General features: G+C 55.8%; 12 protein-coding genes, 1 tRNA gene and 1 other RNA gene. 4 read left to right on the top strand and 10 right to left on the bottom strand.

The features are described from left to right. From ACP5H1_RS07350 to ACP5H1_RS07330, 5 genes are all read right to left on the bottom strand, one after another. Positions 1-233, bottom strand: a 233-nt coding sequence (locus ACP5H1_RS07350) for a TetR/AcrR family transcriptional regulator (protein ID WP_427973573.1), incomplete at its 3' end; no start/stop codon positions are given. A 44-nt stretch (positions 234-277) separates the two neighbouring features. Next, the gene (locus ACP5H1_RS07345) at positions 278-856 is read right to left on the bottom strand and encodes a sulfite exporter TauE/SafE family protein (protein ID WP_427973570.1); all 579 of its coding nucleotides are present in this window, start codon (positions 854-856) and stop codon (positions 278-280) included. A gap of 189 nt (positions 857-1,045) precedes the next feature. Beyond that, positions 1,046-1,660, bottom strand: a complete 615-nt coding sequence (locus ACP5H1_RS07340) for an FmdE family protein (RefSeq protein ID WP_427973568.1) — start codon at positions 1,658-1,660, stop codon at positions 1,046-1,048. A 525-nt stretch (positions 1,661-2,185) separates the two neighbouring features. Further along, positions 2,186-2,467, bottom strand: a complete 282-nt coding sequence (locus ACP5H1_RS07335; RefSeq protein ID WP_427973566.1) for a hypothetical protein — start codon at positions 2,465-2,467, stop codon at positions 2,186-2,188. A gap of 11 nt (positions 2,468-2,478) precedes the next feature. Continuing rightward, positions 2,479-2,703 carry a hypothetical protein gene (locus ACP5H1_RS07330; protein WP_427973564.1) on the bottom strand — a complete coding sequence of 75 codons (225 nt, stop codon included), beginning with the start codon at positions 2,701-2,703 and terminating at the stop codon, positions 2,479-2,481. A 224-nt stretch (positions 2,704-2,927) separates the two neighbouring features. Here ACP5H1_RS07330 and ACP5H1_RS07325 point away from each other — a divergent pair. Both ACP5H1_RS07325 and ACP5H1_RS07320 read left to right on the top strand, forming a co-directional pair. Continuing rightward, positions 2,928-3,003, top strand: a tRNA-Ala gene (locus tag ACP5H1_RS07325). Between the two features lie 227 nt (positions 3,004-3,230). Then, positions 3,231-4,484, top strand: a complete 1,254-nt coding sequence (locus ACP5H1_RS07320) for a Cdc6/Cdc18 family protein (protein WP_427973562.1) — start codon at positions 3,231-3,233, stop codon at positions 4,482-4,484. On the opposite strand, the gene ACP5H1_RS07315 is transcribed toward ACP5H1_RS07320, so the two are convergent. Continuing rightward, positions 4,453-4,839, bottom strand: coding sequence for a Trm112 family protein (locus ACP5H1_RS07315; RefSeq protein ID WP_427973559.1), 387 nt, complete (start codon positions 4,837-4,839; stop codon positions 4,453-4,455). The genes ACP5H1_RS07320 and ACP5H1_RS07315 overlap by 32 nt on opposite strands. Further along, complete coding sequence (gene glmM / locus ACP5H1_RS07310; RefSeq protein WP_427973556.1) at positions 4,836-6,224, bottom strand: phosphoglucosamine mutase; 1,389 nt, start codon at positions 6,222-6,224, stop codon at positions 4,836-4,838. Before glmM ends, ACP5H1_RS07315 begins: the two co-directional genes overlap by 4 nt. A 132-nt stretch (positions 6,225-6,356) precedes the next feature. Here glmM and ACP5H1_RS07305 point away from each other — a divergent pair, with 132 nt between their 5' ends. Together ACP5H1_RS07305 and ACP5H1_RS07300 are read left to right on the top strand one after the other, a co-directional pair. Next, complete coding sequence (locus ACP5H1_RS07305; RefSeq protein ID WP_427973553.1) at positions 6,357-7,289, top strand: prenyltransferase; 933 nt, start codon at positions 6,357-6,359, stop codon at positions 7,287-7,289. A 5-nt stretch (positions 7,290-7,294) separates the two neighbouring features. Then, positions 7,295-8,545, top strand: coding sequence for a radical SAM protein (locus ACP5H1_RS07300; protein WP_427973550.1), 1,251 nt, complete (start codon positions 7,295-7,297; stop codon positions 8,543-8,545). Here the strand turns inward: ACP5H1_RS07300 and ACP5H1_RS07295 are convergent. The 3 genes from ACP5H1_RS07295 to ffs form a co-directional block, all read right to left on the bottom strand. Continuing rightward, positions 8,535-9,122 (bottom strand): DUF973 family protein, encoded by a 588-nt coding sequence (locus ACP5H1_RS07295; protein ID WP_427973547.1) that lies wholly within the window; start codon positions 9,120-9,122, stop codon positions 8,535-8,537. The two genes, ACP5H1_RS07300 and ACP5H1_RS07295, sit on opposite strands and share 11 nt — an antisense overlap. Positions 9,123-9,245: 123 nt before the next feature. Further along, a complete protein-coding gene (locus ACP5H1_RS07290; RefSeq protein WP_427973545.1) occupies positions 9,246-9,860 on the bottom strand; it encodes a DUF973 family protein in 615 nt (204 codons plus the stop codon). Positions 9,861-9,871: 11 nt separating this feature from the next. Further along, positions 9,872-10,181: signal recognition particle sRNA (gene ffs / locus ACP5H1_RS07285), an RNA gene on the bottom strand. Positions 10,182-10,293: the final 112 nt, after the last annotated feature.

The following is a 10,293-nucleotide window of genomic DNA, read 5'->3' as shown; positions in this document are numbered from 1 at the left end:
TCTTCTTCATTCTTAATACAGTTCTCAACAATATCTAGCGGAATACTCTTCTTTGCAACTTCTAGAATTAATTGATCCTTAGTTTTAAAATGCCAGAAAATTACACCCTTTGAAACTCCGGCTTTTTTACTTATCTCTTCTATTGAGGCTTTAAAGAAGTCTTCTTCTGCAAAAACCTCAGTAGCAGCTTGCAATATTTTTTCTTTAGTTGCTTCTTCATTTCTTTGTCTCATATTTCACTCCTAGTATAGCATGTTTATATAGCACGTTTAAATACTTAAATTAATCCCACTAGGATTTTTATTAGTACAAACGCTATAATCGTTATTATTGTATATTTTACTAGTGTAGTCCTCACCTTATTCATTTTCGTTAAATAAGATCCGGCGAACCCTCCTAGAACTCCTCCAATAAATACCACCAGCCACAAAACATAACTGATTCTCCTCAAGAAAAGTAAATAGCTAATAAAACCGCTTGCATAACTAAGTAGTGTAATATAAGCAGCTGTAGCAGGTACCTTTTTATAGTCTGTCTCAATGAGTGCTAAAGCCGCCAAAATTATCGATCCGCTTCCTACTCCAAGCAAGCCGCCGAGAAATCCCGCTATAGCCCCAACTAATATACCTAGTAAGTACCCCTTTGCATTTCCTGAAAACTTGCCAGCTTCCTCCTTTGCCTTCCCTTTTATTAAATTATATAAAGTATAACTTAAGAATGCCACAAATACCCATAACAACATCTTTCTCGGCGTATGAATACTTATATATGCACCAATAGGCGACATAATTACAGCTGGAATAAGAAATATAGTTCCCAATTTCCATAAAACTCTTCCTCTTTTTCCATTATTCACCGTGGCAGTCGATAATGAGAATACATTATAATAGAAGTCCTGCCGCTACAGCTATTGAGATAAGGTATACCTAGTGAGTAATAAATAGGAATAAGAGTATTAGCTGCTCCTACTCCAGCTATTGCAAATAATGCAGATATTATCCAAGTTATAATAAATGTGACTGCTAAAATAATCGCTTTCATGTTTTCACCTCTTATTTCTTTCAATCTCATAACAACGTGGACAGAGCTTCTTACCATTGAATATTTTAATGTAGTTCTCGAATGTTGGTTCTCCACAACCGTCACATGTTATTCTTAACATCGTTCTCTTAGGAGGGTTAAAGGTAAAGTCCTTGAGAAATTCATAATAGAATAATTCCTCAAAATCCTTTGAAAGAATGTAGTTTATGACCTCATCAGCAACTTCTCTTGGAACTTGAGATGCAGGTATTCCAGACTTTCTGTACTTGGAAAATTCGGACTTACTGCACGCATCAAAGATTTCTGGCTTAGGCCTTATTCTTACTGCACCTTTGCCCGGTTTATAAACAATTATCGCTATTTTGCCGTATCCGAGTCTCTTATAGTTCCCTTTTCCATATGTACACCCTGTAGCTATTTGGACTCCATCGTCGAAACAGCCTTGCTCATGTTCATCTCCGGTTTCAGAAAAAACGTAGGTTCCAGTATCTTTCTCTCTATCTATTCCTAACAGCTTTAGTGCATATTTTCCAGCTAGATATCCTAGTGGCATTGCAGGACATCTATGCCCGTGAAATTCGAATGCCCAATCAGGGATTTCGTGTTTTGTACCTTGCATTTCGTTTCACATATTGATTAACCGGTCAGTCAACAATTTAAAGTTATCTATTTACTCGCCTAGGTGAGAAAGTATGTAAAGACTTTTTCGGAGAGTGAAGAAATATTATTTGCTTTTTAGACGACGATATGTTCGGAGTAGATAAGTTAGAGAGAGTTAATTCATTATTCAAACTTTTTTAAGAGAATTATATATTATCATAATAATTTCATAACAATAGATAACGAAGGTCGTGAAATAAGGGTAAAGGAGGAATACTTAAAGGCTCCTCCATACGCTAGTCTGATTCCCTTAAGCTATCCAATAATTCTTGAATTGGCTCTTACTCCCAATATTAAACTCCTAAAAAGTTTAATGCAAACTTTAACTCCAGTTCAATATGCGTAGCTAGAGAAGTTATCGATGAAATATTAAGTATCTTAGAAAGATTAATGCAATAATAGATCCTTTTCTCTTTTATTCTTCATTAAAAGTAGAAGAAAAATACTTCTTGGTCCAGAAGAAGCCCCCTGGCAGCGCCGAATATCAGAGACCAGGTGAGGCCCCGAGCAGGCTGCCTATCACGGCGTATATGGCGTCCCTCCTGCCCTGGCCGAGGCTTATCCATATCAGCCCTGGGAAGTATCCCGAGAGGCCGACCCCTATGCCGAAGATCAGGCCTCCAACTACGATGCCGGGCACGAAGAAGTCCTTGATGCCGAAGTGGGGCGCGGTGCCAGGTATCAGGTAGAGGCCGTAGAGGAGCAGGGCCCCAGGCCCAATGGCGAAGCCAAAGCACACCATTAGGAGCCTGTCCTGGAAAGACACGATCCTCCAGACTATGTCAGGATCGCCCCAGTTCCAGATCTCAGCGGGGCGGCCAGCACGAAGCCCGCGAGTATGCCGAGGAGCAGCGGGGCACGCTGGTGGTGCAGGTCAAGCTGGAAGTAGAGGCCAAGCCCGAGGAGTATTATGACGAGCGCCAGCAGGACGCCGCTTATGGTCCAGTAGGCCTCCCTGTCCCTCTTCTCCTCGGCCTCCTGCGGCACAGTTGGATTCGCCACGGTATTCACCTCACAAAAGGTGAAAGGATGTAAAACAAACTTATAAAAGTTTATTGTTTAATTAAATGCATTTTTAAGAATTATTTTTTGGCCTATATAATTAAGTTATTAAAAAGAGTTTCAAAATTCAATTATTCTAATTAATGTTCTAACTTTCTAATTTTTCCTGCGGCTCCAGCTGTAAGCTTTTTAATGCTTCCCTAAAGTATTGTTAATGGCCCTGTGGGCCGGTAGCTCAGCTGGAAGAGCGCTCGGTTGGCATCCGAGAGGTCCCGGGTTCAAGTCCCGGCCGGTCCACCAGGGCCCCCTGATTATGCCTCGCGGCCAGTCGCTAAGGCCTCATAGAGGCCTGCCGCAGAAGCCTTGGCAGGCCCGCAGGGCCTGCGACTTAACCTGGGCAGCCAGGACTTCAGCTAAGCCTGCCCTGCCAGCCGCGGAGGGCCCCTCAGCCCCTTAGGTCAACGGCCCCTGTGTTACTACGCCCCACCTCTGCTCACCGCCCAGCTGCAAGGCTTCCTCTGGAGCCGGTGTTTCCCTTGGACGAGATAGACAACATATTCGAGGCCGCCGCCAGGAGCAGGGTCTTCAAGAACAGGGAGGTTCTGCTCCCAGACTACGTGCCCCTGGAGCTGCCGCACAGGGAGGCCGAGATAAAGAGGCTGGCCGAGGTGGTGGCCCCTGCCCTCAGGGGCGAGAGGCCCAGCAACGCCTTCATCTACGGCCTCACGGGCACCGGGAAGACGGCTGTGACGAAGTACGTGCTGAGGAGGCTCGAGGAGCTTGCCAAGGCCAGGGGCTCCAGCGTGTCGTGGATATACGTCAACGTGAGGCAGAGGGAGACCCCGTACAAGGTGCTCGCCGACATGGGGGAGCAGCTGGGCCTCAGGGTGCCCTTCACGGGGCTCTCCATAGGGGAGCTGTTCTCAAGGATAGTCAAGAGGCTCTCAAAGCTAGAGGGGGTCTACATAGTTGTGCTTGACGAGATAGACTTCCTTGTCAGGAAGGGGGACGACGTCCTGTACGACCTGACCAGGGTAAACGAGCACCTGCCCAGGGCCAAGGTGTCCCTGATAGGCATAACTAACAGCGTGAAGCTCGTGGACTCCCTGGACCCCAGGGTCAAGAGCAGCCTGGGCGAGGAGCAGCTGGTCTTCTCGCCCTACAACGCTGAGCAGCTGAAGGACATACTCTCCAGGAGGGCCTCCATGGCGTTCAACGAGGGCGCGCTGGAGGAGGGGGTCATACCGCTCGTGGCCGCCCTGGCTGCCAGGGAGCACGGCGACGCCAGGAGGGCCCTCGACATGCTCAGGGTGGCGGGGGAGATAGCTGAGAGGGAGGGGGCTGAAAGGGTGAGCGAGGACCACGTCTACAGGGCCAGGCAGGAGATAGAGAGGGACAAGGCCAGCGACGTCATAAGGACCCTGCCCCTGCACAGCAAGCTGATACTGGCGGCCATACTCAAGGCCTCGCTGACGTCGCCCGAGGGTAGGGCGACCACGGGAGAGATATACGACGCCTACAGGCAGCTGGCCTCGTCCCTAGGCCTTGAGGAGGTGACGCTGAGGAGGGTGAGCGGCGTCCTGGGGGAGCTCGACATGCTGGGCATAATAAGCAGCAGGGTGATAAGCAGGGGCAGGTACGGCAAGACAAGGGTGGTTGAGCTGGCAGTCAGCCCCGACACGGTGATAGGCTCCCTCTCAGAGGACCCCACGGTGGGCTCAATGGTACAGTCAATGTCAGCTAAGGGGCTCACTGGGAGGAGAGGGAGGGCCACTTCATGAGCTTCCTCACGTCCTCCGGCACCCTGTCAAGGTGTGAGGTGAGCCAGGCCACGTCCTCCTTAACCTTCCTGAACTTGTCGTCCAGCATCCTCGGTATGCCGTCAATTATGGGGTACCACCTGCCGCAGCTCCTGCAGACCAGGACCCCCTCAATGACGTCCTTGTTGACGCACTGGGCGCAGGTCTCCAGGGGCACCTGGGCCGCGGGCTTCCTGAGCAGGTAGCACGTCTCCCTGCACCTAACCCTGGCTGGGTCAACGTTGGCCCTGTTCTCGTCAACCCTGAACTCTACCAGCACCAGGTCAGGGCTCTTGCAGACCGGGCAGGCCAGCAGCTCAAAGAAGTAGTACCTCACTTCCCTGCTCCCCCGCACCTGGAGCGGTACAGGTCCTCGACCTGCTTAACTATGGCCTCTGCCCTCTCCCTGGTCCTGGCCTCCACTGATATCCTCATTATCGGCTCGGTGCCGCTGGGCCTCACGAGAACCCAGAAGTCGTCGCCTATCACCTTGACCCCATCTATGGTTATCTGCCTGTAGCCCGAGAAGGCCTCCTTGACGGCCTCGACGCCGCACAGCGCCTGCTCCCTGGTGGCCTCCACCTTGGTCTTTATGGCGTAGTACTGGGGCAGCGAGTCATAGAGCTCCCCGAGGCCCCTGCCCTCGAGGGCAAGCATGTAGAGGGCGAGGGCAGTGGTCATGCCTCCATCCCTGACGGTGTGGTGTGGCACGTGCATGTAGCCGCCGTTGTCCTCGAAGCCGCTTATGGCCCCTCCCTCGCTTAATATGGTCCTCGCTATGGTAACGCTTCCCACAGGCGTCCACCTGACCTCGACGCCCGCCGGCTTCAGGTACTCCTCGACCAGCTGGCTGCTCGAGACGGCCGTGTATGTCTTCATGGGCAGGCCCTTCCACCTGCCGCTCTCAACAGCGAAGCGCGTCAGCAGGGCGCCTGCCCTGTCGCCCCATATGAGCCTCCCCCTCTCGTCTATCAGTATGGCCCTGTCGGCGTCGCCGTCGTGGGCGACCCCCATGTTGACGCCGGCCTCCCTCACGAACCTGAGGGTGAGGGCGAGGTTCTCCTCGTTGGGCTCCGGGTTCCTCCCCGGGAAGCCGGGGTCGAGGTTGCAGTTCACAGTTATTGCCCTGACCCCCAGCTCCCTGAGTATCAGGGGGGTCGTGACGGCCCCGACGCTGTTGGCGCAGTCCACGAGGACAGTGAACCCCTTCCTCGCTATGAGGTCGCTGTCGACCTGGGAGACAACGGCCTTAACGTAGGTGTCTATGACGGCCTGGCTCACGTCAGCCACGTCATACACCATGGACCTCCATGGCAGGTTGGCCTCGTGGCCCTTGAAGTAGTAGTCCTCTATTATGGGCTCCCTCTCGTGGGGTATCTCCACGCCGTCGTGCTCGATCACCTTTATCCCGTTGTACTCCCTTGGGTTGTGGCTGGCGGTTATCATGACGCCCCCGTCGAAGCCCAGGGCCTTGACCCCGTACTGCATGGTGGGGGTTGGCACCATGCCGGCGTAGTACACCTTTACACCCTCAGCCATGAGCCCCGCGGCGACGGCCCTGGCCAGGGCGTCCCCGGCCGCCCTGGCGTCCCTGGCCAGCAGCACCCTGGAGCCGGGGCCGAAGTAGGCGCCTATGGCGTGCCCCATCTTCAGTGCGAAGGTGGGAGTCATGAGGTCCCCAACTATTCCCCTGACGCCGTCAGTGCCGAACAGCTTAGCCAAGGCTTCCCCCACTGCTGTGAAGTTGGGCAGGCTATTAACCCTTCAGCCGGCGGCTGCCCGCCTTGGTCGCGAGCGCCGCCCTGATGGAAAACCACTTATAGGTGGTAACATTATCTGATGAGTGGTGAGACATTGGAGAACCTGGGCCTGAAGCTCAAGGGGTTCTTGATGCTCAGCAGGCTGCCCTTCCTGACCCCCGGGCTCTCGCCGTTCATAGCCGGCCTCCTGCTTGGCTGGGAGCAATATGGCCTCAGGTTTTACAGCCTCGACGCCGTGGGGCTCGCGGGGATCACGTTGATAATGCTCGCGACTTACTACTCTAACGAGTACTTCGACTATGAGGGGGACGTGATAAACGAGAGCTTCAACAGGTTCAGCGGCGGCAGCAGGGCCCTCTCAGGGGGGCTGCTGCCCAGGAGGGTTGGGCTGATATCGCTTTACGGCGCCCTAGCGGCGTTTATTGCCCTCACCGCAATCTACTTTACCACATACTTCGCCCAGAGGCCCCTGCTCATCTTAATGGCCTTAGTGGGGATCGTCGCCGGGGTCTTCTACTCGGCCCCTCCGCTCAGGTGGGCCTACAGGGGCGTCGGGGAGCTCTGGATAGGGTTCTCATACGGGTGGCTTGCCACCGTGAGCGCCTACTATATAGTTACAGGTAAGATAACGCTTGACGCCACCCTGCTCTCGCTCCCAGCGGCCTTCACGGTGTTCGCCGTCATAATAATAAACGAGGTGCCGGACTACATGGCTGACGCCAGGGTCAACAAGAGGAACCTCGTGGTGAGGCTCACCCCGGCGAGGGCCAGGTACCTCTACGCCGCTGCCATGATTTTAACGGCCGCGTCCGCGGGGGTGGCGTCCTTGGAGCTCTCCGGCCTGAGGGCTGCCGCGGCCTCGGCTTTAGCGGTGTCAGCCATAGCAGCCTACCCGACGGCCAAGGTGCTTGAGGGCAAGGTGCTGGGGGACACCAGGGGAGCGCTGGAGAGGATCTGCGCCATGACAGTAGTAGTTAACGCCCTCGCCCCCTACCTGGTGCTGGCGCCTGCCCTGCTGCTGAGGTGAGCGGCTTGGCCAAGGTAGTGAGGCCCTACTTAATGCCCCCGACGCTGCTGCTGAGGCAGTTCGGGGCCCTGAGGGTCATACAGAGGTCCACCGGGTGGAGGATAAGCGGCAGGTGGGTCAACGACCTCGGCAGGCTGCTGAGGACAGCCGCGGGCGCTAAGGCGTTCAGCTGCTTCGGCTTCTCGCCCCACCCCGTGTACGAGGTGACCTCCCTGTGCAACCTCAGGTGCCTCCACTGCCACGCCAGGGGAGGGGCCAAGTACCCGGGGGAGCTTGACACCGAGGGGGCCCTGAGGGTAATTGACAACCTGACCACAGTTAAGGACTTCAGGATGCTCGTCTTCACCGGCGGGGAGCCCCTGGTCAGGAATGACATATTCCTGTTGACCCAGCACGCCAGCGACCTAGGCTTCAACGTGATCTACGCTACCAACGGGGTCCTGATAACTGACGAGGTCGCCAGGAGGATGGAGAGGTCGGGGGTCATAGGCGCCGCCATAAGCCTTGACAGCCTCAGCCCGGGGAGGCACGACTGGTTCAGGGGGGTGCCGGGGGCCTGGAGGGCCGCCATAAGGGGCATGGAGAACGTGCTCAGGCACAACATGTACCTGCAGGTGAACATAACCGTCTCAAAGCTCAACATAGACGAGTTTGACAGGATAGTTGAGTTCGTGGACAGGATGGGGGCTCACGTCATACTGCTCTACACGTTCGTGGCTATAGGCAGGGGCGACGAGAACAGGGGGCTGGCCCTGACGCCGAAGGAGGCCGTCTACGTTGTCAGGAGGGCCGCGGAGCTCCAGGGCAGGTCAAACCTGGTGATAGCCCCCATAGGCGTGCCCTGGTACTACGCTTACCTTGCCTCCAGGTCGGGCCTGCCCCTTGGCGTATCCAAGTACTTCGTCTACGGCTGCGCCGCCGGCAGGGGCATGTTCTATATAAAGCCCGACGGCGAGGTCTGGCCCTGCCCGTTCCTGCCAGTCTCAGCAGGCAACGTGGCCAGGGAGCCGGCCTCAAGGATATGGAACAGCCCCCTGTTCAGGTCCCTGAGGTCGAGGGACTCCCTGCAGGGGGCCTGCGGCTCCTGCAGGTTCAAGGAGGTCTGCGGCGGCTGCAGGGCAAGGGCCTACATAAGGTACGGCAGCCCCTACGCCGAGGACCCCCTATGCCCGCTCTCAAATGGGGCTGGGGACCTGGTCAAGGCTATTGAGGCCGCCGAGCCGACGCCCTGCACTGCCCCCGTAGTCATAGGGTAGGGGGCGACGCTGTAGGCGCCGCGCCTGGCTGGCTCACCTGGGAGGCCCTCAGCTGTCCCTCAACCTCGCCCAATCCAATGTAGTCTAATATAAGGCCTACTAGAGGGAGGAACGGCACGAAGAGCAGGGCGGTGAACACCCCGCCTATCTTTAGGGTGCTGTTGTTGTAGGCGCTGCCTACGCTGTAAAAGCCCACGCCGATCAGCACGGACCCCACGATTACTATTATCAGGCCCAGTATAGCCACCACGGCGCCGCCGAGGAGAACTACGAACATAAGCAGGATTCCGAGCAACGTTATTGCTAGGCCTACAACGGAGACGAGCGCGCCGGAGGCACCTAAGGACCCTCCCTTGCCCATGGAGGAGAGCGTGGTGAAGCCTCTCCTGAGGTTTATAAGCGCCATCACGGCTAGCACGAGGTCTACCAGCAATAACACGACTTCAGCTATTAGCGATGCTGAGTGCGTTATGAAACTGGACACGTAGAAGATGCTGCTCAGGACGTCTGATATGAAAATGTAGATCAGGCCCCTCTTAAGGTCCCCGAGGCTCTCGAGCTCGCCTCTGTTAGACAAGCGTAACACCACTGTTCTGCTAGTAGTATAACTAGTAATTATTTATTAATAATGCTAACAAGTGTTTTTACTAAGGGTCTTTGAAATTTGAAATTTCGTGTAGCTAACTCTCCAGCCGGTTCTTCAAACTGGTGACCTGGCGCTAAGCTTTGACTCCACCTCGCCCAGGCCTATGTAGCAGAGTATGAGGCCTATGAAGCTGGTTATGAGCAGCGGTATGGCCACCAGGATGCCGCCTGCCTCAAGGATGCCGTTGTTGTAGGAGGAGCCTACCTCAAAGAAGCCCACCCCTATGAAGATGTACCCAACAACAATGATAACCAGGCCAACCATTATGAGCAGGAGGCCCCCTATGAGGCTCAGCAGGGCCCCGACTATGACTATCAGTATCCCGACCAGGACCACTATGACTCCCGCGGAGCCCGTGAGGCCTCCCCTGCCGGCAAGGGCCAGCATGCTGAAGCCCTCCCTGAGGTTGACAAAGGACATGACCATCAGGACCAGCGATACAACGCCCAGGGCCACGACTGCCATGAGGGCCCCCAGGGCGGCCGCCCCGCCGTAGCTCACGTACCTGACGTGCACCATGCCGGGGCCAACTATGGTCCTGGGGTACCCGGCCAGGCCGAAGCCCAGGGCGACCGCCGCCGGCAGAAGCGTGAGGAGCAGAGGCACTATTATCATGTAAAGCGTCCCGGACCTCAGCCTCCTTATGCCCTCGAGCTCCTGCGACATCATCTCACCGCGGGCGCGCGGACCCCCGCCGCGTTCCCGGAACCAGGTCAGGCTTTAACCCCGCGGCTCCTTGCGCCCAGTCACCACGAACGTCAACGGCCGGGCTAGGTTGCTCCCTTCCGGGCCTGGCCAGGTTAGCCCGGCTGAGGCCGTCAACGCCCGTCCTCCGGCGGGCGCTCGGCCACCGTTGACCCCGTGGGCTGGGCGCTCACAGTTGCCGCGGGAGCCTTGGCCTGGCCCTGCGGCCCGCGGCGGAGTTACTGGCCCCCGCGTGGCGCCCTCGGGCTACGGGAGGGAGGCGGCCCCTCCAGCCCTTCCCGCGCGCCCAACAGTAAGGCCTTGGGGAAAGTTAAAAGCTACCCGGCTTGCGGTGACGACAAGTCGTCATGCTCTGAGGTCGCGGCCCCTTGACAGTTCTTGATTCCATTACTGTATT

It is taken from the genome of Acidilobus sp., from assembly GCF_049973875.1.
Classification (GTDB): Archaea; Thermoproteota; Thermoprotei_A; order Sulfolobales; family Acidilobaceae; genus Acidilobus.
Note: the sequence above shows the minus strand (reverse complement) of the source record. Positions and strands in the feature narration are given on the sequence as shown.